Origin of the sequence: Nocardia vulneris, from assembly GCF_001613425.1 — a bacterium.
Classification (GTDB): Bacteria; Actinomycetota; Actinomycetes; order Mycobacteriales; family Mycobacteriaceae; genus Nocardia; species Nocardia vulneris.
The window spans coordinates 44,535-62,437 of sequence record NZ_BDCI01000010.1; the positions used below are offsets into that span (position 1 = coordinate 44,535).

The 17,903-nt window shown below is 68.3% G+C and carries 17 protein-coding genes and 1 pseudogene; 9 read left to right on the top strand and 9 right to left on the bottom strand.

Annotation, left to right across the window (positions count from 1 at the left end; translation table 11 throughout):
- Positions 1-213: 213 nt before the first annotated feature.
- Together NVU01S_RS13565 and NVU01S_RS13570 are read left to right on the top strand one after the other, a co-directional pair.
- Positions 214-891 (top strand): DUF8020 domain-containing protein, encoded by a 678-nt coding sequence (locus NVU01S_RS13565; RefSeq protein WP_052280646.1) that lies wholly within the window; start codon positions 214-216, stop codon positions 889-891.
- A 190-nt stretch (positions 892-1,081) separates the two neighbouring features.
- Positions 1,082-1,510, top strand: a complete 429-nt coding sequence (locus NVU01S_RS13570; RefSeq protein WP_052280647.1) for an STAS domain-containing protein — start codon at positions 1,082-1,084, stop codon at positions 1,508-1,510.
- Positions 1,511-1,534: 24 nt separating this feature from the next.
- Here the strand turns inward: NVU01S_RS13570 and NVU01S_RS13575 are convergent, their stop codons facing one another.
- Positions 1,535-2,566 carry a DoxX family protein gene (locus NVU01S_RS13575; RefSeq protein WP_043671285.1) on the bottom strand — a complete coding sequence of 344 codons (1,032 nt, stop codon included), beginning with the start codon at positions 2,564-2,566 and terminating at the stop codon, positions 1,535-1,537.
- Positions 2,567-2,768: 202 nt separating this feature from the next.
- Here NVU01S_RS13575 and NVU01S_RS13580 point away from each other — a divergent pair, with 202 nt between their 5' ends.
- Positions 2,769-3,053, top strand: coding sequence for a hypothetical protein (locus tag NVU01S_RS13580; RefSeq protein ID WP_029897507.1), 285 nt, complete (start codon positions 2,769-2,771; stop codon positions 3,051-3,053).
- A 10-nt stretch (positions 3,054-3,063) separates the two neighbouring features.
- Here the strand turns inward: NVU01S_RS13580 and NVU01S_RS13585 are convergent, their stop codons facing one another.
- From NVU01S_RS13585 to NVU01S_RS13605, 5 genes and pseudogenes are all read right to left on the bottom strand, one after another.
- Complete coding sequence (locus NVU01S_RS13585) at positions 3,064-3,921, bottom strand: alpha/beta fold hydrolase (protein ID WP_063775973.1); 858 nt, start codon at positions 3,919-3,921, stop codon at positions 3,064-3,066.
- A 122-nt stretch (positions 3,922-4,043) separates the two neighbouring features.
- Positions 4,044-5,693: a steroid-24-oyl-CoA synthetase gene (casG, locus tag NVU01S_RS13590; RefSeq protein ID WP_043671288.1), complete on the bottom strand. Its 1,650-nt coding sequence runs from the start codon at positions 5,691-5,693 to the stop codon at positions 4,044-4,046.
- A gap of 17 nt (positions 5,694-5,710) precedes the next feature.
- Positions 5,711-6,498 (bottom strand): annotated as a pseudogene (locus NVU01S_RS13595) (alcohol dehydrogenase catalytic domain-containing protein).
- Positions 6,498-7,667, bottom strand: coding sequence for an EstA family serine hydrolase (locus NVU01S_RS13600; RefSeq protein WP_043671291.1), 1,170 nt, complete (start codon positions 7,665-7,667; stop codon positions 6,498-6,500). The pseudogene NVU01S_RS13595 and the gene NVU01S_RS13600 overlap by 1 nt, the downstream one beginning before the upstream one ends.
- Complete coding sequence (locus NVU01S_RS13605; protein WP_043671294.1) at positions 7,664-9,031, bottom strand: flavin-containing monooxygenase; 1,368 nt, start codon at positions 9,029-9,031, stop codon at positions 7,664-7,666. Before NVU01S_RS13605 ends, NVU01S_RS13600 begins: the two co-directional genes overlap by 4 nt.
- A gap of 232 nt (positions 9,032-9,263) precedes the next feature.
- Between NVU01S_RS13605 and NVU01S_RS13610 the strand changes: the two genes are divergently transcribed.
- Both NVU01S_RS13610 and NVU01S_RS13615 read left to right on the top strand, forming a co-directional pair.
- Positions 9,264-9,893: a TetR/AcrR family transcriptional regulator gene (locus tag NVU01S_RS13610; protein ID WP_043671297.1), complete on the top strand. Its 630-nt coding sequence runs from the start codon at positions 9,264-9,266 to the stop codon at positions 9,891-9,893.
- Positions 9,894-10,077: 184 nt separating this feature from the next.
- The gene (locus NVU01S_RS13615) at positions 10,078-10,854 is read left to right on the top strand and encodes a DUF6319 family protein (RefSeq protein WP_043671300.1); all 777 of its coding nucleotides are present in this window, start codon (positions 10,078-10,080) and stop codon (positions 10,852-10,854) included.
- A 30-nt stretch (positions 10,855-10,884) separates the two neighbouring features.
- Here NVU01S_RS13615 and NVU01S_RS13620 read toward each other — a convergent pair whose 3' ends face one another.
- The 3 genes from NVU01S_RS13620 to NVU01S_RS13630 form a co-directional block, all read right to left on the bottom strand.
- Positions 10,885-12,363, bottom strand: coding sequence for a GGDEF domain-containing protein (locus NVU01S_RS13620; RefSeq protein ID WP_043671303.1), 1,479 nt, complete (start codon positions 12,361-12,363; stop codon positions 10,885-10,887).
- A gap of 92 nt (positions 12,364-12,455) precedes the next feature.
- Positions 12,456-12,989, bottom strand: coding sequence for a hypothetical protein (locus tag NVU01S_RS13625; RefSeq protein ID WP_244896308.1), 534 nt, complete (start codon positions 12,987-12,989; stop codon positions 12,456-12,458).
- Positions 12,990-13,018: 29 nt separating this feature from the next.
- Complete coding sequence (locus NVU01S_RS13630) at positions 13,019-13,615, bottom strand: pyruvoyl-dependent arginine decarboxylase (protein ID WP_244467262.1); 597 nt, start codon at positions 13,613-13,615, stop codon at positions 13,019-13,021.
- Between the two features lie 173 nt (positions 13,616-13,788).
- Between NVU01S_RS13630 and galK the strand changes: the two genes are divergently transcribed.
- The 4 genes from galK to NVU01S_RS13655 all read left to right on the top strand — a co-directional run bounded on the left by galK (position 13,789) and on the right by NVU01S_RS13655 (position 17,787).
- On the top strand, positions 13,789-14,913 hold the full coding sequence (gene galK / locus NVU01S_RS13635; protein ID WP_082032072.1) for a galactokinase: 1,125 nt from the start codon (positions 13,789-13,791) through the stop codon (positions 14,911-14,913).
- 244 nt (positions 14,914-15,157) lie between these two features.
- Positions 15,158-16,861 (top strand): sodium:solute symporter family protein, encoded by a 1,704-nt coding sequence (locus NVU01S_RS13645; protein WP_043671555.1) that lies wholly within the window; start codon positions 15,158-15,160, stop codon positions 16,859-16,861.
- 9 nt (positions 16,862-16,870) lie between these two features.
- Positions 16,871-17,125, top strand: coding sequence for a hypothetical protein (locus NVU01S_RS13650; protein WP_043671313.1), 255 nt, complete (start codon positions 16,871-16,873; stop codon positions 17,123-17,125).
- Positions 17,126-17,298: 173 nt separating this feature from the next.
- Positions 17,299-17,787, top strand: coding sequence for an FBP domain-containing protein (locus NVU01S_RS13655; protein ID WP_043671317.1), 489 nt, complete (start codon positions 17,299-17,301; stop codon positions 17,785-17,787).
- The last annotated feature ends 116 nt before the right edge of the window (positions 17,788-17,903 follow it).

The following is a 17,903-nucleotide window of genomic DNA, read 5'->3' on the forward strand; positions in this document are numbered from 1 at the left end:
GCCGACACTCGCTGAGCAACGGTTGCGCGGCCCGCCCGGCTGCCGCTAGCGTCCTTCCGCGGTGGGCGGCCACCGCTCGCACGGCGAACCGACAGCTCTCGGTTGAATCGCCAATATTGCTTCTCTGCAACATCTTTCGATTACACGGGCGCGCCTCGGCTGCGCCGGATCCGCCGTCGGTGTGCACCGACGCGAGACGATGAGGGGACTCCCATGGGTAGAACGACATTCGCCGCGGTGGCTGTCTGTGTGGTTGCCACACTGGCCGGTTCGGCCGCCACCGCGCACGCACAGGCCGAGCCGACCGAAATGCACTACACGGCAAGCGCGGTCGACAAATCGGTGGTGCTCACCACTGATATCGGCGCGCTGCGCGCGGTCGACGGCCACTTCGAGGTGCGCGATCCGGCCGGCCGTCTGGTGGTTTCGATGCCGCTCAGCTATCAAAGCGACAATAAAGTATGGCCGATCACAGCGCGGATCGACGGGCGCACCGCCACCCTCACTCCCGGTACCGACCCCGCGACCGCCCGGCCCGCTCCGGCCGAACTGCGGGATATCGCCATCGACCCGCAGTCCACCGACTTCAACACCGCGGTGATGAACTTCGCCACGGTCGCGGGCCTCGGCGTCGCGCTCGGCACGCTGATCGGCACGACCATCGGCGCCGCCCTCGGCTGTGTCGCGGGCGGTGCGCTGGTCGGTGCCGCAGCCGCGGTGCCGACGATCGGCGTGCTCGCGGTGCCCGGATTCCTCGGTGGTTGCCTGGTGACCGGTGCCGCCGCCGCCCCGATCGGCGCGATCATCGGCACCATCGTGCTGGGCGTCCCGGCCGCGGTGATCGGCGGCCTGCTCTTCGCGGGAGCGCTCGGCAAGCAAGCCGCGAGCTGACGAGCGCTGTGCAGTTCGAAAGCCGCTGTGTCGCTGTGTTGCCTGAAGTGCGCCGGGTTGTACGAGGGTATGCGCTGTTCGAAGGGTGCCGCGTTGTCGAAAGGCTGCTGTGCTGTACAGGCCCGAGACGCCGTGCTTCACTTGGTAGACAGGTCCGTCCCGCCACCGAGACGGGCCGAGGAGTCGTCCAATGTCCAGCAACGACGATGCGCGGTACGCCGCTGTTCCGCCGGACAGGTCGGCCGAAGTCGCTGACCTGCTTCGTTTTTCGGTGTTCCGCCCACGGCACGATATCGCGATGATGATGGTGTACGGCCAGATAGATCTCTGGACCGCGCCGAGCTTCCGCGATCAGCTGAGCCGGGTCATCGGTGCCCGATCCGCGGTGATCGTCATAGATCTCTCGCCGGTCACCTTTCTGTCCGCCGCCGGCCTGCGTGTGCTGTTCGACGCCCAGACGCATCTCGAAAAGACTTGTCGGCGAATGGTTTTGATCACCAAGACGCGGTGCGTCGATCGTCCGATCGAGGTAACCGGCTTGGCGCCCAGCTTCCGCCGGATGCGGTCGCTGGACGCCGTGCTGGCCGATCGTGGTGTGGGATACGAAGAGTCGGCCTAGTTTTTCGATCCCTGGTATTCGACCTCAGTGCAGCCGCTGCTCCACCCGGTGCCGGGCGGTGTCCGCGAACCGGTTGCCCCGCTTGCGGGCGGTCTCGGCGAGCTCGGGTCCGCGGTCGCGGGCGGTGTCGGCGAGGTCGGCGCCGCGCTCGCGCGCGGTCTCGGCCAGCTCGGCGCCGCGTTCCTTGGCGACCTCGGCCCATTCGGCGCCGCGGTGCTTGGCGACATCGGCGAGTTCGGCGCCGCGTTCCTTGGCCAGCTCGGCGAGTTCGGCACTGCGCTCCTTGGCCAGTTCGGCCCATTTGGGTCCGCGGGTCCTGGCGCGCTCGGCGAGTTCGGCGCCGCGGTGCTTGGCCACGTCGGCGAGTTCGGCGCCGCGTTCCTTCGCGGTCTCGACCAGCGGTGCCGCGTGTTCCTTTGCGGCGGCGGCCCATTCGGGGCCGTGCTGCTGCACGGTGTCGGCGAGTTCGGAGCCCTTGGTGGCCGCAGTGCTACCGAGAGCGCCTGCCGCCGAAGCGACTTCGTGCGCCCGGCGGCGCAGCCCCTCGGTCGCTGCGCTGTCGGAGGAGCCGGTGAACGGCAGCGCGGCGCTGACCGTCGCGGCCGCGCCACGGGCGGCACGCCGGCCGCGCCAGCCCAGCGACGGTTTGCCCTCGGTATCGGCGGCCGCGATCATCAACCCGCCGAGCAGCCCGAGATCCTTGAGGAACGCGTTGCGTTTGGCCGCCTTCTGCGCGGGATCGGGCTCGTTCCAGAAGTCCTGTTCGGTGACCGTGGCCGGGACCACGGTCGCCGCGAGCACCAGCGCGGCCAGGCGTGGCGCCTTGCCGAGCGCGAGGAGCACACCGCCAGCTACCTGGGCGGCGGCATTGACCTGGACGACGGTCCCCGGATCGTTGGGCAATTTTGCGGCGTACTGCTCGGGCAGCTGACGCTGGCCGCGCTGCACCAGTTCGGTGGCCGCCTTCACGCGTGACTCCGGGTGCCGCAGCGTATCGACACCCTCCACGACGAAGACAGTGGCAAGTAGTGGGCGGGCAAGTCGGCGCAACAACATGACGGATCCCTTTCCTCGACGGCTCTATTCGACCGGGTTCCCGGAAGGTGTCTCATCAAACCCGGTGGACGGGCAGTAGCGGACGTATCGGACGTCGAATCTACACCGAGTAACGGCAATTATTGAGCAAACGATCTGCCAGGTGTGGGTACGCACCGACCCACCGCGGTCTCCCGCTCTGCCCTGCCGGAAGGTACCACCGATGAACTCCGAAACGGTCCCAACGACTTTCGAGGCGATCGTCGCTCAGCTCCCCGCCGCACCGGCCTGCACCCTCCGCTTCGACACCGTCCCCTGCCGGCATCGCGCCGAGTGGTTCATCCGCAAACGGCCGTGCTGCCATCCCGAGGGGGTGGACTTCATGTGCGATACCTGTCACACCCGGATCACCTGGATGCTGACCCTCGGCATCGAATTCGAGTGCGCCGGTTGCGGTGTGCGCTCGGACAGCTTCGCCGAGCTGTACCCGACCTCGGCGCCGCTCTGAGCCGGTCGACTCAGAGACCACCCGCGGCCTCGGGAACCGTGGCTCCGTGCGCGGTCGCAAGGAAGTCGGTGATGATCGCGCTGACTCCGGCCGGGTCCTCCACCATCGGCAGGTGACCGCAATCGGGCAATTCCACCGCGGTATGCGCTCGCAACGTGCGGCTGAGCCGGGCGCCGGCGTGGGCCGACAGGATGCGGTTCTGCTTACCCCAGATCGTGCAGATCGGCGGGAAGGCGGCGGGCGGGGTGAACTCGTCGAAGGCCGCGAAGGCGGGGAAGTCCTGCACCAAGCCGTGCAGAGCTTGCAGGCGGCCGCGATCGGACCAGTGCGCGCGCAGCCGAGGCGAGTTCTGCAACTGCTGGGCCCGGCCACGAGCGCCGAGCTGGTTGCCGATGATCAGCGACACCGCCGGGCCGGGCAACGCCAGCCTGCGGGCCAGCGGGCCCAGCGGGAGTCGTGCGTCCGCCCAGGCCAGGCCCGCCGACTGACCGGAACGGACGGTGTCCCAGGTGAGCGGGTTGATCAGCACGAGCGCGCGCACTCGCTCCGGACGGTCCATCGCGTAGCGCAGGGCGGTGGCGCTGCCGAGGCAATTGCCGACGAGCGTCACGCTCGCGAGCCGATGCGCGTCGAGGAAGGCGCCGAGCATCCGCACGTAATCGGCGAGGCGATAGCCCGCCGCGGGCTGCTCGGATTGCCCGTAGCCGGGCAGGTCGATCGCGAACACCTCGTGCTCGTCGCGCAGTGCCGCCACCTGGTCGTCCCAGATGTGGCGCTGGGTGCCCGCGTTGTGCAGGAAGACGACCGGCGTCCCGCTGCCCACCCGGTCGTAGGCCACAGCCCTGCCCTGATGCTCGAAAACGTCCACGTCGACTCCTCGCGAGCGGCCGGGCGAACAAAGTCACCCGTTCTAGTGCCTTGTCCAGGAACTTCGGCACGTTTCTCGTGGACGAGGCACCAGCAATTTTACGGTGCTGTCAACCGTGTCCGTCAGACCTCGATTCCCGTGCGCACCACTTTGCCGGTGGCGTTGCGCGGCAGTTCGGTGGTGGTGAGGCGCCAGCGCGCGGGCACCTTGTAGTAGGCGAGCCGTTCCGCGGTGAACGCGCGCAACTCCGCTTCGGTTGTCGCCGCGAGGTTTTCGAGCACGATCACGGCGGCGACCTGCTGGCCGAGATCCGGGTCGGGGATGCCGACGACGGCGCACTCGCGGACCGCGGGATGCTCCTCGAGGCACTGCTCGATCTCGACGGGATAGACGTTCTCGCCGCCGCGCAGGATGAGATCCGAACGCCGCCCGGACAATCGCAGCCGGCCGTCGGTGAGCACCCCGATATCGCCGGTGCGCAGCCAGCGGTCGGCGGTGATCGCCGCCGCGGTGGCCGCGTCGTCGTTCCAGTACCCGAGCATCACATACGGGCTGCGCACACAGATCTCACCCTCGGTGCCGTCCGGCACGGCCTGCCCGGCACTGTCGCGGATCTGCACCTCGGCCCCGATCACGGGGCGGCCCACGGTATCCGGGAACGCGGCGAGTTCGGCCGGGGTGGCGATGGTGGCCGCCGTGCTGGACTCGGTGAGTCCGTAACTGGTGACCAGCGCGGTCCGCGCGACCGGAAGCCGTTCGCGCAGTTGATGTTGTAGCGCCGCCGAGGACGGCGCGGAGTTCAGCGAGAAGGACACCAGCGAGGACAGGTCGTAGCCGGACAGGTCGCGTTCGAGCAGCCGGGTCGCCATGGTGGGCATGGCGCCCCAGTTGGTGACGCGTTCGCGTTCGATGAGCCGCAGCACCCGGTCGGCGTCGAAGCCACCCTGATAGAGCACCGCGGTGTCACCGGTCACCAGCCGGGGCACCACGAGGTTGTGCAGGCTGGCGATGTGGAACAGCGGCGAGGTGAGCAGAAACCTGCGGCCGCTCGGTATCGCACCGGCGCCCGCGAACTCGGCCGCGAGCGCGTCGTTGAACTGGTGATAGCCGATGACCGACACCAGGTTTCGATGCGAGTGCACCGCGCCTTTCGGCCGCCCGCTCGTGCCGCTGGTGTAGAGCACCACGGCCGGGTCGTCCTCGTCCACCGGCGCGAGTGCCGGTGTCGCACCGGCGAATTCGGCGAGCAATGCGGGCAGGTCGTGTTCCATGGTGAGCACGGGCACCCGGATATCCAGTTCCGCGACCAGGGCCGCGCGTTTCGCGTCGACGATGAGCACGGCGGGGGCGGTGTGCGCGACGCCGTAGGCGATCTCTCGCGGCGTCCACCACGCGTTGTAACCCACCGCGATCGCGCCGAGCTGCTGCGCGGCCCAGAATGCGCAGACCCATTCCGGGGTGTTGGCGGCCAGGATGCCGATGCGATCGCCCCGGCCGACGCCGTACCGGTCTCGTAGCGCCCCGGCCAGCGCGCCGACCGCGCCCGCGTGCTCGGTGAACGAGATCCGGCGGTCCTCGGTCACCAGGTAGTCGCGCGCGCCCCAGTCCGCCGCGCTGGCCAGGACCTCGCCCAGCGAGCGGGCTCGGTTGCGCAGCAACGGTATCGGCGCGCCGAGCACGTCCTCGATCGCCATCTCGAAACGGCCACCGGGGCCGGTCAAACGGGCCACGGCCGCCGCGGCGAACGCCTGTGCATCGAACGGCTTCGTCATCTACCGCACTCCCTCATTCATGGAACCACTACCGCGCGACCGGTGACCAGCCCACGCTCGAGCCGGTCGAGCGCCGCGCGCCCGTCGGCCAGTGCGTACTGCTCGACCGCGAGCTCGAGCTTGCCCGACCGAGCCAGCGCGACGGACTCGATCAGATCGGATTTGGTGCCGCCGTAGGACTTTCGGATCGAGGCGCCCCACGGCCAGCCCGGGCCGCCCGCGGGCGCCGCGGTGATCTCCGGCGTGCCGCCGCCGAGGCCGATCATCCGGTAGGCGCCGTTCGGCGCGACCGTGGCGACGGCGAGCGCGCAGGTCTGGTCGTTGCCGACGAAGTCGAATACCGCGTCGGCGCCGCATCCGCGAGCGGAGCGGCCTGCCGGAAATCGAGATCGCCGATCGGCACGAACGCGTCGGCCGGCATGCGGAGGTACTCGGCCATGCCGCCGTCCGGACCGAGCCCGGGGCACGGCGGCATCGCACTGCGGCCCGCGGCCAGGCAGACATTCTCGTTGCCGGACGCGCACTCCCGGCACCGGCCGCACGACCAGCACAGGTAGACGACGCCGCGCTCGCCGGCGCTGCGGCCCTCGACCGCCGCGCCGACCGCCTCGATGGTTCCCGCGACCTCGTGTCCGAGCGTCAGCGGCTGCGCGCGCAGCTGGAACGGGAGGTGCAGCACATGGAGATCGGAATGGCAGATCCCGGCCGCGCCGACGCGCAGCAGCAGCTCGTCGGGCCCGATCTCGGGGACCGGCACCTCGCGCAGCTCGAGCACGCCGGGCTCGGTGAGCTGCAGGGCGCGCATCATGCCGATGCTCCCTGCTCGGCGCGGACCGCGTTGAACACCGCACGCAGGTAGGCGTCGGCGCGCGGGGAACCGATCAGACCGGGCGCCATCTTGTTCATGGTGTATGCGACGGTGATGCGCCGGTCCAGGTCGTTGACCACCATCGCGCCGCCGTAGCCCGCCCACCAGCAGACCCGGCCGTCCGGTACCGCGGGCGCGGTCTGCGCCTGCGGCAGCCCGTAGCCGAGGCCGAAGCGCAGCGGCACCAGCAGTGCCAGATCGATACCGTCGGACTGCTGGTCGAAGATCAGCTCGATGGTCCGCTCCGACAGGAAGCGCCGGCCGTCGAGCACGCCGCCGCAGGACACCAGCGATTGCACCTGCGCCACCGAGCGAGCGTTGCCGTGCCCGTTCACCGCGCCGATCTCGGCCTCGCGCCACCCGGTGCTCGCGGTCTCGGCGAGGTCGAGCAGCGGGCTGGTGAGCGTTTTGACCAGCACGCTGTCCTGATCCAGTGCGGCCAGGTCGAATTCGAGCTGCGGCGGCGGCACGAGGGGCGCGATGCGCTCGTGATGTGCTGCGGGCGTGCCGATGTGGAAGTCCGCGCCGAGCGGCTCGGCGAGTTCGGCGGCGAAGAATCGGCCCAGCGTCTGTCCGGTGATGCGCCGCACCAGCTCGCCGATCAGGTGCCCGTAGTTCAGCGCGTGATAGCCCGAGGCGGTGCCCGGCTCCCACCACGGCGGCTGAGCGGCGAGGCGAGCGCAGGCGGACTCGGCGTCGTAGATATCGCGCAATGCGATCGGCGGCGCCCAGCCCGAGACACCGGAGGTGTGGCCGAGCAGGTGCCGAATCTCGATGTCGCCCTTGCCGTTCGCGGCGAATTCGGGCCAGTAGTGCGCCACTCGCTGGTGCACGTCGAGCTCGCCCCGGTCGACCAGCAGCAGCGCGCTGAGCGCGGTCATCGTCTTGCTGATCGAGAACACGTTGACCAGGGTGTCCGCCGTCCACGGCCGGGTGCGTTCGACATCGCGGTAGCCGCCCCACAGGTCGACCTCCGCGACGCCGTCCACCGTGACGCAGACGGCCGCGCCGAGCTCTTCGCCGGCGGCGAGGCGGTTCTCCAATTCCGTGCGCACCTCCGCGAACCGGTCCGCGCAGTATCCCGCGGTCCGCGGCTCGCCGGTCACGCGCGCTCCAGCGCTCGGGCCGGCACCGGCAACGGGTTACCCGCTGCCGCAGCGCGTTTCGCGCCCTCGGTCATTTCCCGCCGCATCGCCCGCACGTACGGTTCGAACTCCACCTGGATGGTGTGCCTGGGCGAGTCGTAGTAGCGGCCGGTCCGGGCGGCCTCGGCCGCGCGCACGGCCGCGTGCATCTCCGGTACCGCGGGCGGCAGATAGTTGCCGGTGAGATAGGCGGCGACGAACTTGCTCTGCTGTTCGGCGAAGTTCACCAGGGTCGGCAGCGGCTGGGCCAGCCCGAGGAAGAACAGGTCGGGCACACCGGGTTTCATCATGTGCTGGAACAGCGGGAACCGATTTCGGGCGTCCGGCAACAGGTCCGGGTCGGCGAAGAACGGGAAGGCGATCCGATAGCCGGTGGCGCAGACGATCACGTCCACCGCTTCGGTGCTGCCGTCGGCGAAACGCACCCGCGGACCTTCCAGCGCGGTGATCGCCGGTTTGAAGGCGATATCGCCGCAGCCGGCCCGGTGCAAGAACTCCTCGCTGGCCGAGGGATGCGCCTCGAACGGGCGGTGGTCGGGTCTGGGCAGGCCGTAGAACTCCATGTCGCCCCGGAACTTCCGGACGAACCGCTGCTTGAGCCGTAGCGACACCTTGCGCGGCATCCAGCTCGGCACCGACTGTTTGTCGCCGACCTTGCCGTGCACGTACTTCGGCAGCACCCAGACGCCGCGCCGGGCCGAGACGGTGAGTTTCGCGGCGAGGAAGCGCTGGGACAGCTCGGAGGCGATATCGAGTCCGGAGTTGCCCATCCCGACGACCACGACCCGTTTGCCGCGCATGTCCACCGGATCGAACGGATCGTTGTAGGCGTGGCTGTGCAGCAGCACGCCGTCGAATTCCCCGGGATAGTCGGGCAGATTCGGATCCCAGTGGTGCCCATTGCACACGATCAACACGTCGTAGCGGCGGGTGTGGCCGTCATTGCTCGTCACCAGCCAGCTGCCGTCGGGCGCCCGTTCGGCGGCGGTCACCACGGTGTCGAAAAGTATCTTGTCGCGCAGCCCGAAATGATCGACATAGTCCTTGAAGTACTGGAACAACTGCGAATGGTGCGGGAAATCCGGCCAATCCGCGGGCACCGGGAAATCTTCGAAGGCGAGCCGGAATTTGCTCGTATCTATGTGCAGCGATTGATAACACGCCGACATGCCGTTCGGGTTCTTGAAATACCAATTGCCGCCGACCTCGTCGGAGGCCTCGAAGCAATCGAACGGGATGCCGTGGTCCTGCAATCGTTTGGCGGCGGTGATCCCGGACGGGCCCGCACCGATCACGCCGACGCGGGGGAGTTCGGTTGGAGTCATTCAGTGTCCTCGTGCTGAGCGGGGACGTCACCCACCTGCGGTGGCGCCGCGGCGCCGGAACCGTCCGGTGCCGTGGCGACCGGAGTGACGTAGGCAACAAGGTAACACTCGCTAGACACTGCGTCTAGTGAATGACGTATTGTCTAGTGAGACGCGGTGCACCTCCGCTTCAGTACACTCGAGCAGCGAAAGTCGCACGTCAGCACAGCATTCGACCGACATGGGGTAGCCGTTGCGCACCAACCCGAGCCCGGCGGGCAGCAACCTGCGGGACGAACAGAAGCAGCAGACCAGGGCTCGCCTGCTGGCCTGCGCCAAGGAGCTGTTCACCGACCGGGGCTACGCCGCGGTGCGGGTGGACGACATCGCCGCCGCCGTCGGTTGCAGTCGCGCCACCTTCTACCTGCACTTCAACTCGAAACAGGAGGTGCTGCGCGCGATCGCCGCACAGGGCACGGCCCCGAGCGCGCTGCATTTCTACGAGGATCTGGACCGGGTGCTCGACACCGGTTCGCGGGCCGAGTTCGTCGCCTGGGTGACCCGGGCGATCGCCTGGTTCCACGAGCACAAGGACCTGCTGCCCGCCTGGGACGAGGCCACCGCGCTGGAGTCGGAGTTCCGCGAGATCGCGCGCAACGGGATCCTGGCGCTGCCCAACGCGATGACCTCCTACCTCGCCCGCTGGCCCGCCGATCGCGCGGACGAGGCGCGGCTGCGGGTGGAACTGCTTGTCGCCCAACTCGAACGCTTCTTCACCCGCTGGGCCGTCCAGGGCACCATCAACGTGTCCGCGGAGCGGGCCGCGGAGGTGCTCGCCGATATCTGGTTCCCGGCGCTGCAGGCGCCGCCCGACCGGAACTGACGCCCGCCGAAAACACTGAGCGGTAAGGCGATCCGACCGGCGCGCCGCGGTGTAGCTCCGGGTTCGCTGACCCGGCGGTTCGTCGTGTTCTCGGCCTCGATTTCCCGGTGGCCTGCAAATCTGTCGGTGCGGTGCGGCATCATCTGTGCACGCAGCCATCCACGAATATTGCTCGGAGTCATCAATGCCGTCGACCAGAACCAAGCCCAAGCCATTGTCGGACAGCGAGATTCAGCGGATTGCCACCGAAATCGCCGGCGGCAAGCCGCCCATGGTGTGGTTCACCGCCGCCGCGGTGGGCGTGCCGGAAGGACGGTCGGGAAAGGTGATCGCGCTCGGCGATCCAGCCGACGGAGACTTCCTGCAGGTCCGGCCCACCGGCTCGAAGGATGTACTGTCCTTTTCTCCGACAGAAGTGACGTTGACCAAGCCGCAGCGAGGTGCGGCGCCTGTTTCCACCGCCCAGCCGAAGTCGACAACCAGGAAGGAAACACCCGTGACCCAGCCGTCGACCTTGACGAGCACCGCGACACCCACCCCCGCCAGTTCCGTCACCCCGCCCCCGGCGGTCCCGAAACCCGTTGCGAGCACGCCGGAATCGGAGGAACAGGACAGCGGCGCGAGCAAGGCGCCCGCGCCCAAGCCGAGCCCGGCCGGCGCGAAGCCCGCCAAGGCGGCGGCCCGGCCGAAGGCGAAGACGCCCGAGGTCACGGTCACGCTGACCGGTACCGCCGACGGCGAATGGTCCGTCGACGTGGTCAGCGGCAAGAAGCGCGCGGTGCGCGGCCTCGCGGTGCCCAGTTCCGCGGTGGCGCAGGCCGCCAAGATCCTGCACCCGGAGGTGGCCGACGTGGTGGCCGGCATTCTCGACGCCGCGCGGGAAGCCCAGGAGGCCAAGGTGCAAGCGCTGCAGGCCGAGCTGGAGGCGGCCCGGCGGCTGCTCGAGGAACTGGCCGACTAGACCGCCCGGTGCTGTCGACGGTGTAGACCGTCAGACCGCGGTGCTGGTGGATCTGGTGCTCGCGTGCCAGATCCGCCGCCCGCTCTCGGCGTGCCGCACGGTATCGGCCCCAGCGTGCCGCACGGTATCGGGCGCGTGCCGCGCGTCGTCGTGGAACGCGTAGCCGAGCGCGTATTCCTTTGCGTGGTACATGGCCGAATCGGCGTCCCGGATGAGGTCGTAGATGGTGGAGTCGGTGCTGCGCGGCGAACCACAGGCGATGCCGATGCTCGCGGTGATCGGGATTTCGCCCGCGCTCAGCTCGAACGGCCGCACGAACGCGCCGAGCAGTCGTTCGGCCAGGGTCGCGGCCTCCTGCCGGCCGAGCGGGGAGAGCACCACGAATTCGTCGCCGCCGTAGCGGGCGACCACATCGTCGCGCAGCACCACGCGCCGGATGCGCGAGGCGGCGTTCGCGATCAGCTCGTCGCCCACCGCGTGCCCGTAGCTGTCGTTGACCATCTTGAAGCCGTCGAGATCGATGAAGAGCAGGCAGAGTGGTTGTTCGGCCCACCGCTCGCTGTTGCGATTCAGCGCGCGTAACAGCGCGGAGCGGTTGAGCAGCCCGGTGAGCATGTCGTGATCGGCCTGGTGCTGGGCGCGTCGCTCACTGCGCGAACTGCGCACGATGGCCCGCTCGCTGCGCACCAGCACCCCGATGAGCAGCAGCGCGAACAGTGACGACACCACCACGCGATCGAGCATGCCGAGCGAGGAACCGACCACCGGCACCAGCGACGCGACGATCAGCGCGACCGCGATGAAGCTGGCCCGCTGCCGGGAGTGGTGCGGGTGGATCCGGCGCGGGTTGCCCAGGCCGACCATCGTCGGGTGCAGCGCCGCGACGCCGCCGGTCGCGTACGCGGCCAGCAGCGGCGCCATCAGCATGTCGCGGCTGACCGCGATCGTGCCCGCGGCCTCCATGCTGTAGCCCAGGTCGCCGATGAGCGCGGCGATCAGCCCGATGTGCACCAGCCGCAGCGAGGTTTCCGAGCGGGTCGAGGTGGCCACCGAATGCGCGATCAGCGTCAACAGCAGGGCGTCCAGCACCGGATAGGTGGCGGCCACCATGGTGTTCATGGTGTTGTCGTGGGTGCGCAGGATGGGGGAGATCAGGAAGGTCCAGGACGCGAGCAGCGCGCCGAGCCCGATCAACCCGGAGTCGAGCACCAGGTCGTAGTTGCCGCGGACCTGACGGGGGCGCAACCAGATCAGGGCGGCGAGGCCGACGGTCAGATAGCCGAGCAAGGTGAACGCGTCGTCGATCGGATGCAAGCCGTGTTCGGAGGTCTCCCGCAGCGCGCTGCCCGTGGCCGAGAGCACCGACGAGGCCGACAGCAGATACCAGGGCAGCGGCCGCGCCGGGCGGTGCATCCACAGGCCGGTGCCGATCATGGCGAGCGTGCCCGCCAGGATGATCGCCATCGTCAGGTAGGTCAGCACCAGTGACTCGACCGCGACATGCACCATGATCGCGGCCGCGCTTCCCCCGAGAAGCAGTGCGTACCACCGTGTTCGGAATTGCTGCCGCCCTGCTGACCGCGGCCCTTCGCTGACTGTCATCAGCCCCCCTTGGTCGCTCCGTCCCCGGTGAACCAGGCCGCGTAGTAGGTCTGCGTATCCTCCACCGCAACCTCGAGCTCCAACTCGTCGAGCACCGACTTGATGTGGCCGGTGAACCAGGGCCGAGTGTTGTTGTACGAGCACATGTCCCAACCGAACACAGCGCGTTCGGCTATCAAAACCTGGGCAACTGATTCGATCATGGCATGGAATGCGACCCCTTGCCGCGCTCTTGGCGTAACGAGGGTAAAACCGATGTAGAAGATCGCGTCCCGCGCCGCATGTTCAGGATACCGGGCCGCGAAGTATTCCGGACTGATCCACGGCACGGTGTCGAGATGTCTGGTCAGCGTGGTCACCCCGATCGGCTCGCCGAAAGCGGTTCTGGCCACGTGTTTCTGTACCCGGGCATCGATCATTTCGGCGCGGAATTCGTCGCGGTGCAACACCTGTCTGGCGATGGCTTTGGTGCGCAGCGGGCCGAATGCGTCCTCGTACAGTTCGTAGAACCGGTCGATCTGATCGTCGGGCACCTTGGTGTCGATGGTGATGTGCACGTCGTTCATCGCCGGAACCCCCACGGGGTGGTGTGGTACGCCGCGAGCACCAGCGCGCAGGTCGGCCCGCCGTCGGCGGTGGTCTCGGTCGTGCACAGCTGGATCGGGCCGAAGGTGTCCGGTCGATGCCTGGTCATATCGTCGAGGCTGGACCGGATCAGCGCGGTGACCTGCGCGGTCGTCTCGGCCTCGTGCTCGACGAACAAGCCCGCGCCGGAACCGTCGTCGCGCAGCACCCAGCCGATGCCCGCCGCGGCGGTCTGGCCGGGTTCGTGCGCATGCTGCACCGCGTACACGCAATAGAGGCGATCGCCCCACGGTATCGGTTTACGCACGCGGCCGGTGCGCGCCAACGTCGCCCCGGGCGGAATGACCGACGACAGTCGGATCAAGTTGGCATCACCTACTCCCAGTTCGCGCAGTGCTGCGTCGAAGGCCGACATAGCTGTCGGGCCTGCCCCGGTCGCGGCACCGATCTCGATCGTCAACGGCGCCCCGGCGACCGGTCTGCCCAGGGGTGGACGTAGCCGATCTATCCATGGCAGTCCGACCAGGCGGCCGCGCCGCCCCACTGGACCGCTGCGCGGGGTGGTGTGAATCATAGTGCCCTCCCAAAAAGCCCGGCCTAATTTGCAGGCCGGTAATGCGACAAAATCGACTCTGCGTCACAAAGGGGAATCGCGCACCTCCGACGGCCGAAACCAGTGCTACGACGGCGTGTCTCGTAACGTGGGCCGGACGGGTAGGAGTGGACACGACAGACAGCGAGGGACCAGTGCAGACGTGGGCGGCGCCGGGGCGGGTCAACATCATCGGCGAACACACCGACTACAACGACGGATTCGTGTTGCCGATCGCGCTGCCCCTGGTGGTCGAGTGCGCGGCCAGGGTGCGCCCGGACCAGCAAGTGCGGGTCACGTCCCGGCAGCGGCCGGGTGAGACCGTGCTGGTCGCGGTGGCGGAACTGGCCGCCCAGCGGGATCGGGTGCCGGGCTGGTCGCGGTATCCGCTCGGGGTGGTCGCCGAGTTCGTGCGCCGGGGGCACGCCGTCGACGGGGTCGATCTCGTGCTGGACGGCGCCGTGCCGATCGGCGCGGGGCTGTCCTCCTCGGCCGCGCTGTCCTGCGCGGTGGCCATCGCGCTGCGGGATCTGTTCGCGCCCACCGTCACCGATCGTGCGCTGATCGAGCTGGCCCGCGCCGCGGAGAACGACTACGTCGGCGCGCCCACCGGTTTGCTGGACCAGTCCGCCTCGATCATGTGCACCGCGGGGCACGCACTGTTCCTCGACATCCGCGGCTTCCTCGCCGACGACGATGCGAACAACGTTGCCTACGAACAGATTCCGTTCGATCTGGCCCGATTCGGGTTGGAGCTGTTGGTGATCGACACCGGGCAGCCACACGAGTTGGTCGACGGCGGCTACGCCGAGCGGCGCGCCCAATGCGAAGCCGCCGCCGCCGAACTCGGTGTGCCGGCGCTGCGCGATGTCGCGGCGGTGGCCGACGTGGCGCGGCTCGCCGATCCGGTGTTGCGCCGCCGCGCGCGACATGTCGTGACGGAGAACGCGCGCGTCCTGCGGGTTGCCGAAGAATTGCGCAGTGGTGCGGATCCGCGCGCGATCGGGCCGGTGCTCACCGCGGCGCACGCGTCGCTGCGCGACGATTTCGAGGTGTCCACGCCCGCGCTGGACACCGCCGTCGCCGCCGCCCGCGCCGCCGGGGCGCACGGCGCGCGCATGGTCGGCGGTGGATTCGGCGGCAGTGCGATCGCGCTCGTCGACCGCGCGCACACCGCCGCCGTGGTGGACGCGACCCGGAAACAGTTCGCGGACGCAGGCTTTGCCGAGCCGCGAACCTTCGTCGTCGGCCCGGCAGCCGGTGCGCACCGGCTCGACTGAGCGACCGACCGAGTTCTTTGTGCGCGATTGTGCCTCGCGAGTGAGGCACAATCACGCAGAGTGGGTGTCGGCCGACACCATTCGGCCGGCGACGAGGGACTCGCGCGCCACGCAGTACCCGTAGACGCACGACCTCGTACCACGAAGGATCCCGCTCGACGCCAGGTTTACCGCCAGGAGGGACGCTGTGCCGCTTGCCGATTCACCCGTTCTGACCTCCGTGCTGCTCGCCGCCGAGCCACGGATGTCCACCCATGTCGAGGCCGCGACCACGCTGCGACTCGACGCGGACCCGGTCGACTACGCCTTGGTGGCGCTCTATTTCGTCTTCGTACTCGGCATCGGCTTACTGGCCAGACAGCGCGTCTCGTCCAGCATCGACTTCTTCCTCTCCGGGCGGTCGCTGCCCGCCTGGGTGACCGGTCTCGCGTTCATCTCCGCCAACCTCGGCGCGGTCGAGATCATGGGCATGTCGGCCAACGGCGCCCAGTACGGATTCCCGACCTTCCACTACTTCTGGATCGGCGCGGTCCCGGCCATGCTGTTCCTCGGCGTGGTGATGATGCCGTTCTACTACGGCTCCAAGGTGCGCAGCGTCCCCGAGTTCATGCGCAGGCGGTTCGGCACCGGCGCGCACCTGGTGAACGCGCTCAGCTTCGCCATCGCCCAGGTGCTGATCGCGGGCGTCAACCTGTATCTGCTCGGCACCATCCTGAACGTGCTGCTGGGCTGGCCGCTGTGGCTGTCGGTGGTGATCGCGGCGGTGATCGTGCTGTCCTACATCACCCTCGGCGGCTTGTCCGCCGCGATCTACAACGAGGTGCTGCAGTTCTTCGTCATCGTGGCCGCGCTGCTGCCGCTCACGCTGGTCGGCCTGCACAAGGTCGGCGGCTGGGATGGATTGCGGGACAAGGTGACCGCCTCGCCGGGTGGCGGCGCGCAGCTGGATTCGTGGCCCGGTAACGCGCTCAGCGGCTTCAGCAGCAACATCCTGTCGGTGATCGGCATCGTGTTCGGTCTCGGGTTCGTGCTCTCGTTCGGCTACTGGACCACCAACTTCGTCGAGGTGCAGCGGGCGCTGGCCACGCACTCCATCTCGGCCGCCCGGCGGACGCCGATCATCGGCGCCTACCCGAAGATGTTCATCCCGCTGATCGTGGTGATCCCCGGCATGATCAGCGCCGTGCTGGTGCCGCAGATGAGCGAATACAAGGCGGCCAAGGCGGCAGATCCGGATTTCAGTGGTGACACCACCTATAACCAGGCGCTGCTGTATCTGATGAAAGACGTCTTGCCGAACGGACTGCTCGGCGTGGGTCTGGCCGGTCTGCTCGCCGCGTTCATGGCCGGCATGGCCGCCAATATCTCCGCGTTCAATACGGTTTTCAGCTATGACCTGTGGCAGCAATATGTGCGCAAGGATCGGCCGGACGGGTACTACCTGAATATCGGGCGGTGGGCGACCGTCGGCGCCACCGTCGCGGCGATCTTCACCTCGTTCATCGCGTCGAGTTTCAGCAACATGATGGACTATCTGCAGACCCTGTTCAGTTTCTTCAACGCGCCGTTGTTCGCGACCTTCATTCTCGGCATGTTCTGGAAGCGGATGACCCCGGCGGCGGGCTGGATGGGCCTGGTCTGCGGAACCGGTTCGGCCATTGTCGTTTTCATCCTGCACGAGACCAAGGTGTTCGAATTGTCGGGCCAGGGCGCGAGTTTCGTGGCCGCGGGCGTCGCCTTCGTGGTCGACATCGTGGTGAGCGTGCTGGTCACCCAGGTGACCAGGCCGAAACCGGTCGCCGAACTCGTCGGCCTGGTCTATTCGGAGACGCCCAAGGAGGTGCGCACCGATCCCGACGAGGCGTCGCTGCCCTGGTACCAGCGCCCGGTGCTGCTCGCGGGTATCGCCCTGGCGCTCGTCATCGTCCTCAACATCGTCGTCGGATAAGGAGCCGCAATGCTTTTCGACATCCGCACCATCGTCGGCGCCCTCCTCGGCAGCTACGGCGTCATCCTGGTGATCACCGGACTGGTGCACAACGCCGCCGCCGAGCAGGCCAAGACCGGCGGCGTCAACGTCAACCTCTGGGCCGGGATCGGCATGGCCGTGGTGGCCGTGCTGTTCCTCGCGTGGGCAATGCTGCGCCCGGTCGCGGTGCCCGAGCAGGCGCCCGCGGCCGAGATCGAGGACGAACCGTCGGACACGCCGTAGCGGACAAGCCCCGCCGGACCAGGTCCGGCGGGGCTTGTCCGGCGGTCGGTGACGATCTTCACAGCAGGCAGGTCAACGGGTCTTTCCGGCGAAATACATTTGTCGCCAGGCCGTTAGCGAACGTAACGTCTCTTCGGTTTCACACCAACGAGATGGAAACGGAGTGCCATGCCATGAAACCAGTGACCGAACGCGATATCCGATCGTCGTTCATCAACTGTTCCAAGTCCGAAGCCAAGCGGCTGCCGGTACCGCGCGAACTCGACGAACGTCCCTGGGACGACCTCGATTTCCTCGGCTGGTCGGATCCGTCGCTGCCGGGCCGGTGCTATCTGGTCGTCCCGCTGGACGACGAGCTGGTCGGCGTCGCGCTGCGCTACGAAACCGGTGGGTCCGGCCGGGCACAGATGTGTTCGATCTGCCTGACCACGCACACCGGTAGCGGGGTTTCCCTGCTGACCGCGGCCAAGGCCGGCCCGTCCGGGCGCAACGGCAACACGATCGGCACCTACATGTGCACCGATCTGAACTGTTCGCTGTACGCGCGCGGCAAGAAGACCCCCGCGCTGGGCAACCGGTACCGGGAGAACCTGAACCCCGAGCAGAAGGTCGAGCGGTTGCTGACCAACCTGCAGGCGTTCATCGCCAGGCTCAAAGCCTGATCCCCCCTGATCGAGCAAGCCGATAAAGAAAATGGAGGTAGATGCCATGCGCCGACACTCGACGCTCGGCTCGTCGCACCCCGAGTCCCGCGACGACACCAGCCCACTCGGGGTGC